Annotated in this window: 12 protein-coding genes; 9 read left to right on the forward strand and 3 right to left on the reverse strand. The window is 57.6% G+C overall.

Translation table 11 applies throughout. The annotated features are described in order from the left end of the window. The first annotated feature begins 163 nt into the window (after positions 1-163). From mnmA to LRR79_RS11795, 6 genes are read left to right on the forward strand one after another with little or no spacing between them, the layout of a single operon-like run. Complete coding sequence (gene mnmA, locus LRR79_RS11770) at positions 164-1318, forward strand: tRNA 2-thiouridine(34) synthase MnmA (protein WP_407665247.1); 1155 nt, start codon at positions 164-166, stop codon at positions 1316-1318. After that, on the forward strand, positions 1315-1950 hold the full coding sequence (hflD, locus tag LRR79_RS11775) for a high frequency lysogenization protein HflD (protein WP_231757399.1): 636 nt from the start codon (positions 1315-1317) through the stop codon (positions 1948-1950). Before mnmA ends, hflD begins: the two co-directional genes overlap by 4 nt. A gap of 58 nt (positions 1951-2008) precedes the next feature. Continuing rightward, a complete protein-coding gene (gene purB, locus LRR79_RS11780) occupies positions 2009-3382 on the forward strand; it encodes an adenylosuccinate lyase (protein ID WP_231757400.1) in 1374 nt (457 codons plus the stop codon). 26 nt (positions 3383-3408) lie between these two features. Continuing rightward, positions 3409-4608, forward strand: coding sequence for a cupin domain-containing protein (locus tag LRR79_RS11785; RefSeq protein ID WP_231757401.1), 1200 nt, complete (start codon positions 3409-3411; stop codon positions 4606-4608). 11 nt (positions 4609-4619) lie between these two features. Continuing rightward, positions 4620-5081, forward strand: coding sequence for a GNAT family N-acetyltransferase (locus tag LRR79_RS11790; protein WP_231757402.1), 462 nt, complete (start codon positions 4620-4622; stop codon positions 5079-5081). Next, entirely contained in the window at positions 5065-5598 is a 534-nt protein-coding gene (locus LRR79_RS11795) for a DUF7931 domain-containing protein (protein ID WP_231757403.1), read from the forward strand. Before LRR79_RS11790 ends, LRR79_RS11795 begins: the two co-directional genes overlap by 17 nt. Before the next feature lie 26 nt (positions 5599-5624). Here LRR79_RS11795 and LRR79_RS11800 read toward each other — a convergent pair whose 3' ends face one another. Continuing rightward, positions 5625-7799 (reverse strand): malate synthase G, encoded by a 2175-nt coding sequence (locus tag LRR79_RS11800; protein ID WP_231757404.1) that lies wholly within the window; start codon positions 7797-7799, stop codon positions 5625-5627. A gap of 115 nt (positions 7800-7914) precedes the next feature. After that, positions 7915-8850: a LysR family transcriptional regulator gene (locus LRR79_RS11805; protein WP_231757405.1), complete on the reverse strand. Its 936-nt coding sequence runs from the start codon at positions 8848-8850 to the stop codon at positions 7915-7917. A gap of 175 nt (positions 8851-9025) precedes the next feature. On the opposite strand from LRR79_RS11805, the gene LRR79_RS11810 reads away from it, so the two are divergent. The 3 genes from LRR79_RS11810 (at position 9026) to pta (ending at position 14201) form a co-directional block, all read left to right on the forward strand. Then, positions 9026-10624, forward strand: coding sequence for an isocitrate lyase (locus tag LRR79_RS11810; protein ID WP_231757406.1), 1599 nt, complete (start codon positions 9026-9028; stop codon positions 10622-10624). A 191-nt stretch (positions 10625-10815) separates the two neighbouring features. After that, complete coding sequence (locus LRR79_RS11815; RefSeq protein ID WP_231757407.1) at positions 10816-12054, forward strand: acetate kinase; 1239 nt, start codon at positions 10816-10818, stop codon at positions 12052-12054. A 2-nt stretch (positions 12055-12056) separates the two neighbouring features. Then, positions 12057-14201, forward strand: coding sequence for a phosphate acetyltransferase (gene pta / locus LRR79_RS11820; protein ID WP_231757408.1), 2145 nt, complete (start codon positions 12057-12059; stop codon positions 14199-14201). Positions 14202-14225: 24 nt separating this feature from the next. On the opposite strand, the gene LRR79_RS11825 is transcribed toward pta, so the two are convergent. Next, the gene (locus tag LRR79_RS11825) at positions 14226-16484 is read right to left on the reverse strand and encodes an acetyl-CoA hydrolase/transferase C-terminal domain-containing protein (protein WP_231757409.1); all 2259 of its coding nucleotides are present in this window, start codon (positions 16482-16484) and stop codon (positions 14226-14228) included. Positions 16485-16489 lie beyond the last annotated feature (5 nt).

The raw sequence follows: 16489 nt of genomic DNA on the forward strand, positions 1-16489 counted from the left end.
CCCCCATTTTCCCGTCCCAGTGGGATTTAGCGGGCTTCACAGGGTTGAAAACCCGGCCTGCCCCCTCACTGATACAACCCGGTAGTTCATGTCAGAGTCGGTATCACCTGTGTCTTCAGCATCTTCAACATTATTGCCCGCGGGTAAGCGCGTTATCGTCGGTATGTCCGGGGGCGTCGATTCTTCCGTGGCCGCCCTGCTGCTTATGCAGCAGGGTTACCAGGTGGAAGGTCTCTTTATGAAAAACTGGGACGAAGACGATGGCACCGAATACTGCACCGCCAAACAGGATCTTGCGGACGCGGAATCTGTCTGCGCACGCCTGGGGATCAAATTACATACCGCAAACTTCGCCGCGGAATACTGGGACAATGTGTTCGAGTACTTCCTGGCCGAATATAAGGCCGGGCGCACACCCAATCCGGATATCCTGTGCAATCGGGAAATCAAGTTCAAAGTTTTTCTCGAGTACGCGGAAATGCTCGGCGCCGACGCCATCGCTACGGGGCATTACACGCGCAGGCTGGATCGCGACGGCCATACCTATCTTGCCAAGGGACTGGACCCCAACAAGGACCAGAGCTACTTCCTCCACGCGGTAGGCGAAGCGGAATTCGCCAAATCACTGTTTCCACTGGGTGAACTCGAAAAACCCGAGGTCCGCCGTATCGCGGAAGAAAACGGTTTTATCACCCACAGCAAGAAAGACAGCACCGGAATCTGCTTTATTGGCGAGCGCCGCTTCAAGGACTTCCTCGAGCAGTACCTCCCTGCGCAGCCCGGTGAAATGCAAACCCCCGACGGCGAAGTCATGGGCCAGCATGCCGGGTTGATGTACCACACGATTGGGCAGCGTCAGGGGCTGGGTATTGGTGGCGTCAAAGGCGCTGGTGACCAGCCTTGGTACGTGGTCGGAAAAGACCTCTCGCGCAATGTTCTGCTGGTCGCTCAGGGGAAGCACCACCCGTTACTTTACGCCACGGGCCTGGAGGCAACCCAGGCACACTGGATTAACGGTGCCCCACCCGCGAGCACCTTTCGCGCTGCGGCTAAAACCCGCTATCGCCAGAGCGATCAGGACTGTGAGGTCATCGTTGGTGAAGATGGCAAGATCAGCATGGCCTTCGACACACCGCAGCGGGCAGTCACTCCCGGCCAGTCTGTGGTCATCTATCAGGGCGATATCTGTCTTGGTGGCGCGGTGATCGACCGTGCTACCGGCATCGGCGATGTAGAGAGTGCAGGCCCGGAACACCCACCGAAAGCGAAAGTGGCGAGTACGCCAGAAGTCAATCAATCCGCAGGGAGCAACTTTTGAGTAATTGGCGAGACCAAGCACTGGCCCTGGCCGGCGTTTTTCAGTCAGCGATCCTTGTGGAGCGACTCGCAAAGACCGGCACTGCGCCTGCGGAGCAGATGGAAACTGCGGTTTACAGTCTGTTTCAGCAGAACCCTGAGACGACCGAGGACGTGTTTGGCGGTGTCGAGAAACTGCTTCCGGGCCTGCGCGCCGCGCGTCAGCTGATCGCCACCCGCAACCACCCCGAATATGCCGACTGCCTGCGCTATGTGCTGTCGATTCTCTACCTGCAGCGCCAATTGGCGAAAAAGCCGGACCTGCTTTCCATTATTGGCAGTCGCCTGGAAAAGGCGCAACTGCAGATGGACCATTTCGGCATTGGCCACGAAAACGTGTTTGCCAACCTGGCCAGTATTTACAGCGATACCCTGAGCACCTTCCGTTTTCGCATTCAGGTTCTCGGTGACTTTAACTACCTGCAGCAGCAGCGTATCGCCAATCAGATCCGCACCATGCTGTTTGCCGGTGTACGTTCCGCCATGTTGTGGCGTCAACTTGGGGGTCGCCGGCTGCATCTGCTGTTTCAGCGTAAAAAACTGATCGCAGAAATGGACGCACTGATATCCAAATACGAATCCCTGGAACACTGATTTACCACCTTTACGCCGGACAACTATTCCGGCAAGAGCTCACTACCGGAGAGACACAATGACTGTCGAGCTATCCGCACTTACCGCGGTTTCCCCCATTGATGGACGCTACGAAAGCAAAACCGCCCCACTGCGTGATATTTTCAGCGAATACGGCCTGATCCGCGCGCGCGTCGAGGTCGAAGTGCGCTGGCTGCAACAACTGGCCCGCCATGAAAAAATCACCGAAGTGCAGCCCTTTGCCGGCAACAGCAACCAGATCCTCGACGATATCGTTGCCAAGTTTTCCGTGGAGGATGCCGAACGCATCAAAGAAATCGAGCGCACCACCAATCACGACGTGAAAGCGGTGGAATACTTCCTGAAAGAGAAAGTAAAGGGCGACGAACAGCTGAATGCCGTCAGCGAGTTTATTCACTTCGCCTGTACCTCTGAAGACATCAACAACCTGTCCCATGCGCTGATGCTGCGCGCTGGCCGCGATCAGGTTCTGCTGCCTGCGATGAACCAGATTGTCAGTGAAATAGCCACACTTGCGCAAAACTTTGCCGACGTACCGATGCTGTCACGCACCCATGGCCAGACCGCCAGCCCCACCACCGTCGGTAAAGAACTCGCCAATGTTGTCGCGCGTCTGCGTCGCCAGGTAAAGCAGATTCACGATGTCGAGCTGCTGGGCAAGATCAATGGCGCGGTGGGCAACTATAACGCGCACCTGTCGGCCTATCCGGATGTCGACTGGCAGCAGAACGCGGAAGAATTTGTCACCTCCCTCGGACTGACCTGGAACCCCTACACCACCCAGATCGAACCCCACGATTATATCGCCGAACTGTTCGACGCGATCGCCCGCTTCAATACCATTCTGATCGACTTCGACCGCGATATCTGGGGCTATATCTCGCTCGGTTACTTCAAACAGAAAGTAGTTGCAGGCGAGGTTGGCTCCTCGACCATGCCGCACAAGGTAAACCCCATCGACTTCGAAAATTCCGAAGGCAATCTGGGTATTGCCAACGCCGTCTTCCAGCACCTGGCGGCAAAACTGCCGGTTTCCCGCTGGCAGCGCGACCTCACCGACTCCACCGTACTGCGGAATATGGGTGTGGGTGCCGGGTATTCCGTAATTGCCTACGCAGCCACCATGAAGGGTCTGGGCAAACTGGAAATCAACCGACAACGCCTGGAGGAAGATCTGGACAACGCGTGGGAAGTGTTGGCGGAGCCGATCCAGACCGTTATGCGCCGCTACAACATCGAAGAGCCCTACGAAAAACTGAAAGCACTCACCCGCGGACAGGGCATCACCAAAGAGACCCTGGCAGTATTTATCGATGGCCTGGATATGCCCGAAGAAGCCAAGCAGTCTCTCCGTGAGATGACACCGGCGTCCTATATCGGCAATGCAGTGGCACAGGCCAAAAATATCTAATTCCAGCATTTCACCGGGAGCGCAGAATGTCAGCATCGGGCCAGAAAAACGCCGTACCACCTCTGACCCACCTTGGCGATATGCCAGTGGAAACGTTTTTACGGGACTACTGGCAAAAAAAGCCACTGCTGATTCGCAACGCGTTTCCCGGGTTTGAACCCCCCATTACCGGCGAAGAACTCGCCGGCATGGCGCTGGAGGAACATATTGAATCGCGCCTGATCGAGGAGCGCGGCGCCGAGGGCCCATGGCAGCTGCGCTGCGGCCCCTTCACGGAAGAAGATTTTTTCGCTCTACCGAAATCGCACTGGACACTGCTGGTGCAAGCCGTGGACCAGTGGATTCCTGAAGTCGCAGCGATCAAAGATTGCTTTCGCTTTATTCCTGACTGGCGGCTCGATGACGTAATGATCAGTTACGCCGCCGACCAGGGGAGTGTCGGCCCCCACTACGACTTTTACGATGTCTTTCTGTTACAGGCGGAGGGCGTACGCCACTGGCAACTGGGGCCTAAAGCCGATGCCGACAGCCCTCGGGTCGAAGGCACGCCGCTGAATATACTGGCGAACTTTGCCGCCGAAGCCAGCTGGAAGCTGGAGCCTGGCGACATGCTGTATCTCCCACCGCAATTCAGTCATTGGGGCATTGCCGAAGGTGGCTGTACCACGATTTCGGTAGGCTTCCGTGCGCCTTCTGCGCGCACTCTGCTGGAGGATCTCGGCGGTGAGCTGGCGGCGCAGCTGCCAGAACATGTTCGCTACAGCGACGCCGATCTGAGGCTGCCCGCCAACCCTGCGGAAATCGATCCGGCCAGCATCGCCCGGGTCCAGAAGCAGCTGAAGACATGGCTCGAGCAGCCGGAAACGATCGCGCGCTGGTTTGGCGCTATCATGACGGAATCCAAATACCCGGAAACCGTAGCGCTGGATGCCGGCAGTGCGGAGGACTGGCGTGAGCACCTGTCACAGGGTGGCGGCCTTGTCCTCAACCCGGGGTCTCGCAGTGCCTTTTCCCGCAATCCGGCGCTTCTGTTTGTGGATGGAGAGCCCTTCCCTGCTCCACTGCTGTTTGCGCAAGCCTTCTGCGACAGTCGCACCGTCAGTCACGGCGACACCCTCTGCTATCCGGAGCTGGCCAGCGACAATGGCCTGATCGACCAACTGGTTTCCCAGGGCAGTCTCATTTACCCTGAACATCTTGAATACGACGATCAGGATGATGAGTAGGAGTTCGCTTCATGAGTCTGTTTGTACGCCTTGCTGATTGGCAGACGGACCGGGATGCCATTCGCAGCATTCGCCAGAAGGTGTTTGTGGATGAGCAGCAGGTACCGCCGGAGCTGGAATGGGACGAGCTGGAAGCGTCCGCACAACACTTTCTCGTGTATCACGAGAACAAGCCCATAGGCACCGGGCGGCTGACCGATGGTGGGAAAATTGGCCGCATAGCCATACTGAAAGAAGCCCGGGGTCTCGGTGCCGGGCTCGAACTGCTGCGCCGAATCTGCAAATTTGCCGCGCTCTCCGGGCAGAAAAATGTCTACCTGAATGCCCAGGTGCAGGCGATCCCGTTCTACGAGCGCGCCGGCTTTGCCAGTGCGGGGGAAGAATTTATGGAGGCCGGGATCCCGCATATGCGCATGGAGCGCACCCTGAACGAGAAAGAACCCTGCGCAAATCTCGATGACTGGAACCGCTGATCGACGCAACCGGCTCCAGGCTGGTGTGACAGATACCGAGCCCAGCGTGGTCGACCTGGACGGCAGTGCAGCCTGTGCAGAGGCGCTGACTGTGCTGTTGACCCGAAGCCGCCGCCGGGTGCGCATATATTCGCAACATCTTGCGCGCGCAATTTACCACCAGGAGGACTGTGTCGATGCGCTATCGCAGTTTGCGCGCCGCAGCCGCTACGCGCGGGTGGAGATTCTGATTGCCGACAGCGACCCGCTTCTGCGCCAACCGCACCGACTGCTGCCCCTGACCCAGCGACTCAATAGCCGAATCAGCCTGCACAAAATTCAAAACAGCAGTGAGCCGGGCGACTGGGAGTTTGCGATCGCCGATGACCGTCAGAGTCTACTGATAGCCGATGCAAACAAGTGGATTGGTCAGTACCGCGGTGACGACCCGGTGCGAAATCGCAAACTGCAGGACGTATTCGAGCAAAACTGGCTGAATGCGCGACCCGACCCATCCCTGAGACAATTTGTCCTGTAGACAGGTCGGCCCTATCGCGCTGATCCTCAGCGCTGACTTGCTTTGAACTCCCGACGGCGGCGGTGCAATACCGGCTCGGTGTAACCGTTGGGCTGTGCACATCCCTCAAATACCAGCTCGCAGGCCGCCTGGAAGGCTATGCTACGATCAAACGCCGGCGCCATCGGCCGGTACGCCGGGTCCGCTGCGTTCTGGCGATCTACTACGGCAGCCATGCGTTGCATGGTTTCCCGCACCTGATCCTCGCTACAGACCCCCTGCTTGAGCCAGTTGGCGATATGTTGTGACGAAATGCGTAACGTGGCGCGATCTTCCATCAGTCCCACGTCGTTGATATCCGGCACTTTGGAGCAGCCTACACCCTGATCGATCCAGCGCACCACATACCCGAGAATCCCCTGGGCGTTGTTATCCAGTTCACGCTGGATCTCCGCGTCACTCCAGTCGGCATTCTCCGCCACCGGCACCGTCAGGATATCGTCGAGTTGTGCGGATTTACGGCTGCTCAGCTGATCCTGCACATCCGCCACATTTACCTGATGATAATGCAGAGCGTGCAATGTGGCCGCGGTCGGCGAAGGCACCCAGGCGGTATTGGCACCGGCTTTGGGATGGCCGATTTTGGCCTCCATCATCGCCGCCATCTGATCGGGGATGGGCCACATGCCCTTGCCGATCTGTGCGCGCCCTTTCAGGCCCGTGGCCAGCCCGGTGTCCACATTCCAGTCTTCGTAGGCGGCAATCCATTTGGACTGCTTCATATCTCCCTTGCGGATCATCGGCCCTGCCAGCATCGAGGTATGAATTTCGTCGCCAGTGCGATCGAGGAAGCCGGTATTGATAAATACCACCCGGTCCCGCGCCTCGGCGATACAGGCCTTGAGATTGACCGTGGTGCGACGCTCCTCATCCATAATGCCCATTTTGACAGTATTTCGTGCCAGGCCGAGCGCATCTTCCACCCGGTTGAACAGGGTATTGGCAAACGCAACCTCTTCGGGGCCATGCATTTTCGGCTTTACGATATACACACTGCCCGCACGGGAATTGCGCACCGGTCCCTCGCCACGCAGATCATGGATCGCGATCAGGCTGGTGATCATGGCATCGAGAATACCTTCCGGCACCTCATTGCCCTCTTCATCCAGCACCGCGTCGTTGGTCATCAGGTGGCCCACGTTGCGCACGAACATCAGGCTGCGTCCGGGCAGCGTCAGCTGGCCACCTTCCGCGCCCTGATACTCACGATCCCCATTCAGGGTACGCACGATGTCACGACCACCCTTTTGCACCGTCTCCTGCAGGTCACCTTTCATCAGACCCAGCCAGTTGCGGTATACGATCACCTTATCCTCTGCGTCCACAGCGGCGACCGAGTCTTCACAATCCATAATGGTGGTCAGCGCTGCTTCCACGAGAATATCTTTTACCCCGGCGCTATCTGTTTTGCCGATGGGACTGTCGCGGTCAATCTGGATCTCAAAGTGCAGGTCATTGTGTTGCAGCAGAATGGCTTGCGGTGCGTCCTGTGCACCGCGATAACCGCGGTATTGCCGGCTATTTTGCAAAGTTGCGACTTTGCCATTTTGCAATTCAGCCTCCAGCAGAGAACCATTGATACGGTACTCCGCCACATCTTTATGGCTGGCGCCATTCAGCGGCGCGGCCCGGTTGAGAAAATCCCGCCCAAAGGCAATGACTTTGCCACCGCGCACCGGATTGTATTCCCCCGACTTCTCCGCACCATCGTCTTCGCTGATCACATCGGTGCCGTAGAGCGCGTCATACAGACTGCCCCAGCGTGCATTGGCTGCGTTCAGTGCGTAACGCGCATTCATTACCGGTACAACCAGCTGCGGGCCCGCCATGGTAGCGATTTCCGCATCAACATTTTCGGTCCGGGCAGTGAAATCCGCCGGTTCATCCACCAGATAACCGATTTCTGTCAGAAAAGCTTTGTATTTTTCGAGGTCACGAAACCCGTTGGGATTGTCGCGGTACCATTGATCCATCTGGCCCTGGATCTGATCGCGCTTGTTGAGCAGCGCCCGGTTGACCGGGGCCAGGTCGTCGACGATTTTCTCGAATTCCGTCCAGAACACTTCCTCTTCAACCCCGGTGCCCGGGATCACTTCCTTCGCGATCAATGCGTGCAGTTCTGCGGCGATTTGCAGACCGCCGATACGGACTCTTTCCGTCATGTCTGACCTCTTGGTACTGGTGAGTTCTGCGGCATTCTAAACACCGCACAACCCATATCACTAATTTATAGGTGCAATCTTCACTATTCGCGAAATGAATTACCGGGCATCCAGGCTATAGCTGACGACCCACATCCAGGATCAATCGACGCATCCAACGGTGGGGGGCGCTCTGCTGCAGCAACGGGCTCCAGGCCATTTTCAGCTCCAGCGGTGGTATTTTCAGTGGTGGTTCGCGAAGCACTACCCTGGGATTACTGGACGCCAACTGGGCCATACGGGTCGGTACGGTGACGATCAGGTCACTCTGCTCGGCGAGAAGCATCGCCACCTGGTAATGGCGGGTAAACACCGAGATATCCCGCTTGCGCCCCAGTCTTCCTATGGCCTCATCCACCCAGCCGAGCCGCTGTACATCTTCCGGGTTTACCCCGACGCCAACCCCCATACCGGTTTTACTGACCCAGATGTGCTGTGCTCCGAGATAACTCTCCAGATTGTAGTCCTGCAGTATCGGGTTATCCGTACGCATCACACAGGAAAAGCTATCGCTCCAGATCGTGGCCTGATGAAAGCTCTGCGGCATGGAGTCAAAGCGGTTGATCACCATGTCCACCTTGCCCTGCTCCACGTCCACGAAGCTCACGTCCGACGGGGTCATGATGTCTAGACTGATACCAGGAGCCCCCACCCGCAATTGTTTCAGCAGCGGGGGAATCAATGTGGATTCCGCGTAGTCACTCGCCATGATACGGAAGGTGCGGCGCGCGTCCCTGGGCGTGAAGTCCCGGTTCGGCTGGATGACCTGATCAATGGCCGCCAGCGCTTCCCGCACCATGGGCTGCAGCTCCATGGCGCGCTCGGTGGGCATCATCCCCTCCCGGGTTCGCACCAGCAGCGGGTCGCCGAACAGTTCGCGCAACCGCTTGAGTCCGTTACTCATGGCGGGCTGTGACAGCCCCAGATGGCTGGCCGCGCGGGTCACATTGCGCTCCCGCAGCAGTACGTCCAGGTATACCAGGAGGTTGAGATCAGCTCGTTCCAGATTCATCGGCACACTCGCTACCGGACTCCGTTTGCCGGTGGTTTGTTGTGGTTTCAGGGCGCTCCGGTCATACATTCACGCTTTGTATAGCGAGAATAATGACAATAAATTAGCCAAATTATGCCAGCACTCCTAGGATACGCACAACCTATTCGCAGTCACCGTTCAAGGGAAAATTGCCATGTCTAGCTACGCAAAAGAGATCGAAACAGCTGCCAAGCTGTGTGACGCCAACGGCAGCACCTGGGATGCCATCAGCCCGGAATCCGTCGCACGCATGCGTCTGCAAAACAAATTCAAGACCGGCCTGGATATCGCGCGCTACACCGCGGACATCATGCGCAAGGACATGGAGGCCTACGACCAGGACAGCTCCAAGTACACCCAGTCCCTGGGTTGCTGGCACGGCTTTATCGGCCAGCAAAAAATGATTTCCATCAAGAAACACTTCGAAGGGAATACCGACCGTCGTTATCTGTACCTGTCCGGCTGGATGGTTGCCGCTCTGCGCAGCGAATTCGGTCCCCTGCCCGATCAGTCCATGCATGAAAAGACCTCGGTGGCGGCGCTGATCGAAGAGCTCTACACCTTCCTGCGCCAGGCGGATGCCCGCGAGCTGGGCGGTCTGTTCCGTGAACTGGACGCCGCACGAGAAGCCGGCGACCAGGTGAAGGCAAAAAACATTCAGAACCAGATCGACAATCATGTTACTCACGTGGTGCCGATTATCGCCGACATTGATGCCGGTTTTGGCAATGCCGAGGCCACTTACCTGCTGGCCAAGAAAATGATCGAAGCGGGGGCCTGCTGTATCCAGATCGAAAACCAGGTTTCCGACGAGAAGCAGTGTGGTCACCAGGACGGCAAGGTAACCGTTCCCCACGAGGAGTTTCTGGCCAAGATCCGCGCGGTTCGCTATGCCTTCCTTGAGCTGGGTGTCGATAACGGTGTCATCGTTGCCCGCACCGACTCCCTGGGTGCCGGCCTCACCAAGCAGATCGCGGTGACCAAAGAGCCGGGCGATCTCGGTGACCAGTACAACAGCTTCCTGGACTGTGAAGAAGTCGCTGCCTCGGATCTGAACAATGGCGATGTGATCATCAACCGTGATGGCAAGCTGCTGCGTCCGAAGCGCCTGGCATCCAACCTGTTCCAGTTCCGCAAAGGTACCGGCGAAGCACGCTGCATTCTCGACAGTGTCACTTCCCTGCAAAACGGCGCTGACCTGATCTGGATCGAGACCGAAAAACCGCACGTTCGCCAGATTGGCGCCATGATGGACGAGATTCGCAAGCAGGTTCCCGACGCAAAACTGGTGTACAACAACAGCCCGTCTTTCAACTGGACCCTGAACTTCCGTCAGCAGGTATTTGATGCCTGGAAAGAAGAAGGCAAAGATGTCTCTGCTTACGACCGCGACAACCTGATGAGCGCCGAGTATGACGACTCCGAGCTCTCTAAAGCGGCGGACGAGAAGATCCGTACCTTCCAGGCGGACGCATCCCGCGAGGCGGGCATCTTCCACCACCTGATTACGCTGCCCACCTACCACACTGCAGCACTGTCGACGGACAACCTCGCCAAAGAGTACTTCGGTGAAAAAGGTATGCTCGGCTACGTGGAAGGTGTGCAGCGCAAGGAAATCCGTCAGGGTATTGCCTGCGTGAAACACCAGAATATGGCCGGCTCCGATATGGGCGACGACCACAAAGAGTACTTTGCCGGTGAAGCTGCACTGAAAGCCGCCGGTAAAGACAACACCATGAACCAGTTTGGTTAATCTGTTTGAGCCGATTCGTAGAAATCCCTGAGAATCGCTTCACTCACTTTCGGGCCGCTTAGCGGCCCTTTTTTGTTTCTCCGTTTCTGGTTGTTCAGGAGCGGCGCGCTTCTACATTATTCCCGGCCATGCCTTTTGGCGGAAAAATAGACTAGGCTTTAGGCAATCCACACGATGTTTTACCGCCGCTTATGTCTACTCCGTTTCCAGTCAATGGTTATGTGCTCGTGCTCAATTGTGGGAGCTCTTCACTGAAATTTGCAGTGACTGACCCCGCCACTGGCGATGTTGCACTGAGCGGAATCGGGGAGGCACTGGGACAGACGGAACCCTCGGTCAGCTGGAAGCTGGGTGGCGAGCGATTTTCCCATCCCCTGCCGGAGGGGGCGCGGAATAGCGACGCAATTCGGTTTCTGGTGGAGGAGATCCTTCAGCCAGCCGACGATCTGTATCAGCAAATCATAGCCATCGGGCACCGGGTAGTGCACGGGGGCGAGAAGTTTTCGGAATCGGTCCGGATTGATGACGGTGTGATCCGCGCAATTCGAGACTGCGTAGCGCTCGCGCCGTTACACAACCCCGCACACCTGCTCGGTATCGAGGCTGCGGCTGCGGCATTTCCAGACTTGCCCCAGGTCGCCGTATTCGATACCGCATTCCATCAGACGATGCCGCAACACGCATATATCTATGCGCTGCCGTACGCGCTCTATCGCGAGCACGGCATCCGCCGCTATGGCATGCATGGCACCAGCCACCGATTTGTGACCGGGCGCGCCGCGGAACTTCTCGAAATTCCAGCGCAAAAGATCAATATCATCTCCGCGCACCTGGGTAACGGCGCCTCGGTTACCGCCATCGCCAACGGAAAGAGCGTGGACACCAGCATGGGCCTGACACCGCTCGAGGGGTTGGTGATGGGAACCCGCAGTGGGGATGTGGATCCGGGTCTGCTGATGCACCTCGGTGCGTGCATGGACTATTGTCTGAAAGAGATCAATGACCTGCTAAACAAACAGAGTGGCCTGCTGGGAATCTCCGAGCTCAGCAACGATTGCCGCACGCTGGAAGCGGCATCGTCCGAGGGGCACCGCGGGGCACAACTGGCCCTGGACATTTTCTGCTATCGGCTGAGTAAATACATCGCCGCCTATCACGGCGTGCTGAGCCGGGTCGATGGAGTCGTTTTCACCGGTGGAATCGGCGAAAACTCCGCCCTGATCCGGGAAAAAGTACTGGCACAACTGTGTGGGCTGGGATACCGGCTCGACACTGGTGCCAATGCACAGATGCGCTTTGGTGCAGAAGGTCCGATTCACTCATCCACCGATGGCCTGCAGGATCGACCGGTGCTGGTGATTCCCACCAACGAAGAGTGGGTGATTGCGCGGGACGCCGCGCGACTGGTGTCTGCCAACGGGAGTCTCTGACGATGCCTCGTACCATCATGCTGGTACCCATCAGTACCGGGGTCGGTATCACTTCCGTGAGTCTTGGCGCCCTGCGCGCACTGGAGCGGGACGGAATCAGCGTGAGTTTTTATAAACCCATCGCGGAGACCGTGAAAAATGCGCGCAACCGGGAGCGCAGCAATGAAATTCTGCGCAGGGCCTCTAACCTAAAAGTGCCCGAATCCTTCAGCATGCAGCAAGCAGAGTCGATGATCGGCCATGATGACCTGGCGGATCTGCTGGAAGAAGTACTGGCCCGTTTCAATGAAAATGCACGCAAGGCTGATGTCGCCATTGTCGAAGGATTGGTCCCCAATGCGGAAAACCAGTTTGCCAATCAACTCAACCTGCACATTGCCAAGACGCTGGATGCAGAAATCGTCCTTGTGGTCTGCCCCAATCTGGATTCTACCCAGCAACTGAAAGACCGCCTTGAGGTGGCCATGACCACCTTCGGTGGCACCCGTTCCGGTCGCGTTGTGGGCTGTATTGTCAACAAGGTCGGCGCACCATCCCAGGTACCGGACGCACCCGGCGCAGATATTACCGGCGTCTTCGAAGGCCCACGGGTACGTCGCGGCAGCCTCGAAATTCTATCCCTGTTTGGGAAAAGTCCGCTGCCAATAATTGGCTGCATCCCCTGGAATGCGGATCTGGTGGCACCCAGGGCGAAAGACCTGGCGGACCACTTCCAGGCCGAAATCATCAACTATGGGGAACTGGAAAGCCGGCGGCTGCACAGTGTTACCTTCTGCTCTCGCTCATTGGGCAACATGATTTACCGGTTTGAGCCCGGATCAATGCTGGTGACCTCCGGGGACAGACCGGACGTGATCGTCGCTGCCTGTCTTGCAGCCATGAACGGGGTAAAGATTGGCTGCCTGCTGTTGACCGGGGGCTACCACATCGAGTCGCAAGTCCGGAAATTGTGTGGGCCGGCGATGGAAACGGGACTGCCGGTGATACTGGTGGAGAGCAATACCTGGCAAACTGCACTGCAGTTGCAATCGTTCAATACCGAGACCCCGACCGACGATATCGAGCGCATTGAGAAAGTGCAGGATTACATTGCCGGGCATCTCGACAACCATTGGCTCGAATCGCTCGGTAAGGACTCGAACCGCCCCAAACGGCTTTCTCCCCCCGCCTTTCGCTATCATCTGACCGAACTTGCGCGGCGCGCCAACAAGCGCATTGTACTTCCGGAAGGCGATGAACCGCGCACCGTGAAAGCCGCACTGGTGTGCGCGGAGCGAGGTATAGCGCGTCCGGTACTCCTGGGTGACCCGAAAGAGATTCACCGGGTGGCGGAACAGCAGGGAATCTCACTCGCCGACAAGGTCGAGATTATTGACCCGCAGAATGCGCGCAACAAATACGTGGACGCCATGGTTGAGCTGCGTAAGAGCAAAGGGCTCACTGAAATTGTGGCGAAGGAACAACTTCAGGACAACGTGGTGCTTGGCACCATGATGTTGGCCGAGGGCGAGGTGGATGGGCTGGTCTCCGGTGCCGTGCACACCACCGCAAACACCATCCGCCCTGCCCTGCAACTGATCAAGACAGCGCCCGGCGCAGCGCTGGTATCATCGGTTTTCTTTATGTTGCTACCGGATCAGGTACTGGTTTACGGCGACTGCGCCATCAACCCGGATCCCGACGCAGAGGAACTGGCAGATATCGCAATCCAGTCCGCCGATTCTGCTGAGGCATTTGGTATCGAACCGCGGGTGGCGATGATCAGCTACTCCACCGGCACTTCCGGGTCGGGAAGTGACGTCGAGAAGGTTCGCGAGGCGACCAGACTTGCGCAGGAAAAGCGGCCTGACCTGGTGATAGACGGGCCGCTGCAGTACGACGCGGCGATCATGGAAAATGTTGCGAAAAAGAAGGCCCCGGATAGTCCAGTGGCCGGTCGTGCGACGGTATTTATTTTTCCGGACCTGAATACCGGTAATACGACCTACAAGGCAGTTCAGCGCAGCGCGGATCTGATCAGTATCGGGCCGATGCTGCAGGGCATGCGAAAGCCTGTCAATGACCTGTCCCGCGGTGCCCTCGTCGAGGACATCATTTACACCATTGCATTGACGGCCATTCAGGCCAGCCAACAAAAAAGCGAATAGCGCTGCGTTGGTAAGCCGCTCAGCTCAGCCCGCGGCACTCCCTGACTGCGTATGGGCGGCCCCACTGGTGATATTCTCAGCGGTCTCACCCAGCGGGCGCCGCTCATCGTAGAACCGCACCAGTGCCCCGGCGACCACATACGCCTCCAGCCGGTGTTCAAAATTGTCACTGCGATCGAAACCCATCCGATCCAGACAGGCGTGCACCGAACGGAACTCCGGTGAATCGCTCTTGCAGGCTTTCAGCCCCTGGCGAAGAATCGGCCACAACTCCCAGATTTTGCGCCCCTCTTCCTTCACCGCTTTCAGGGCGACCGCAAGACGCCCCTCCTCCTCGGTCAGATCTGTGCCCAGTGGATAGTACGGCAACAGGCCGGGCCGGTGCCCCTGGGTAAACACGGCCTGTATGCGTTCCGGTGTGTTGTTGGTAAACGCGTCGGGAATACAATAGCCCGTCTCCACTTTACCGGCGTCCTGTGCCTTCTCCAGCAACTCCTGCTGGAAGCGCGAATCGGCGATACAAAGCATTGCGACAATGACATCGCGATCGCTTTTGCCACGCAGGTCCGCCACACCATATTCGGTTACGACCATGTCCCGTAAGTGTCGGGGAATCGTACAGTGTGGGTACTCCCACACGATATTGCTGCACACGCGGCCGCCGGAGTGCCGTGTACTCGGGAGCGCAATAATCGACCGGCCACCGGGCAGCTCATGTGCCTGGGCAACAAAGTTGTACTGCCCCCCCACACCACTGACAACCCTGCCATCTTCAAGACCATCGGAAATCACTGCCCCATTGAGGGTCACCATCATCGCTGAATTCACAAAACGGGCGTGCTGGCGCTGAGCGATTTTCAGATCAGGATTTTTCAGCATATCGTTGATAAAGTCGATTGCCGTCATGTTGATCCCGGCCATGTCACCGGTGGGCATGTTTCGCAGCCGTTGATACAGCCGCGTGGAACCCAGATAGAACCCCCCGTGCAGCCAGGTGCCCAGTTTTAACGATTTACCCGCGCAGTCGCCCAGTAGTTTTTCCCGGCCTTTTGACGAGTGAAGATCGCACTCCTCCATCTCGCCGCCCTCGTCCAGGAAGCGATGGCCACGCCAACTGTAAGAAGGATCAACAATACCCATGGTCTGCAGAAAGCGGGTGTCCTGTTCGCTCAAGGGACTCTGGATTCGCCCGATATCACGCAGTGCCAGTAACATGCGCTCGTCGACCGTTTCGGAAATCCGCCCCTCATTCAGCAGCTGTTGCAGTGCGGTGTCCGGATAGACTTTTCGCACCAGTACACCCACATCCCGCAGGTGGAAAAAGCCCTCAGGAACCATCTCACTGGCGCCATAGATACCCAGCTCAAAGCGGCCGGTTTCCAAGGGTAATTTACACAGGCTGGAAGGCTTATCGGTCTGCAGGGCCTCTAGAATATCGACAAAATCCAGGTTCTTGTTTTGTCGTAGCCCCAATACGTGGCAGACCGCATCCCCCAGCGCACCGATCCCCACCTGCAGGGTCCCGCCATCCTTGACCAGGCCGGCAATATGAAAGCCAAGCGCATAGTCGGTAAGGCGCACGGGTGGATTGGGGGCGGGAAAGATATCCTCATTGAACACGGGTCCGCTCAGTACAACGTCGAACATGCTGGCGGGAACACGGGCATCACCACCGACAAATGGCAAGCGGCTATTGACCTCACCCACCATGGTGATGGGGCCATAGCGGCGCTGCCTGGCGAGCGCGAGCAAAGGTAGTGTTAAATCCGGGTTGCAACTGAGGCTGAAATCGCCGGAGTCGTCCAGCGCCGGGGTGACCATCTGTGCCACCACATTGACGCCGCGATCAAGGAGATCCCGGGGGACATGGGTGTAGTTCGAGCTTACATAACTCTGCTGTGCCGATGAAGAATTGAGCAGGCTCCCCGGTTGCATGAAGAACTCGCAGACTTCCACATTTTCCGGTAAAAGGCCTTTGCGACGCGCCTGATTGTACGCGAGATCCTGGTAGTCCTGATAAAGGCGATCCAGCAGCGGCTGCACAAAGCGTCGTTCCAGTTCACTACCGCCGGACGGCCGCTCCAGGGTGAGCGCGGTAAATATCGTCAGGGATATTTCCGGGTCGGCCTCGGCACGAGCATACAGGGCATTGGCAAAATGGTTGGCTTTGCCAATGCCCAGAGGCAGGCCCAAAACGATACGCTTGCCAACCTTGTCCAAAACCGCATCGACACAGGCCTCTGCCCGGTCAAAACTTTCCGGAGCAGATGTGGAAGAAGCCATGGGCA

The organism is Microbulbifer elongatus (assembly GCF_021165935.1).
Taxonomy (GTDB): domain Bacteria; phylum Pseudomonadota; class Gammaproteobacteria; order Pseudomonadales; family Cellvibrionaceae; genus Microbulbifer; species Microbulbifer elongatus.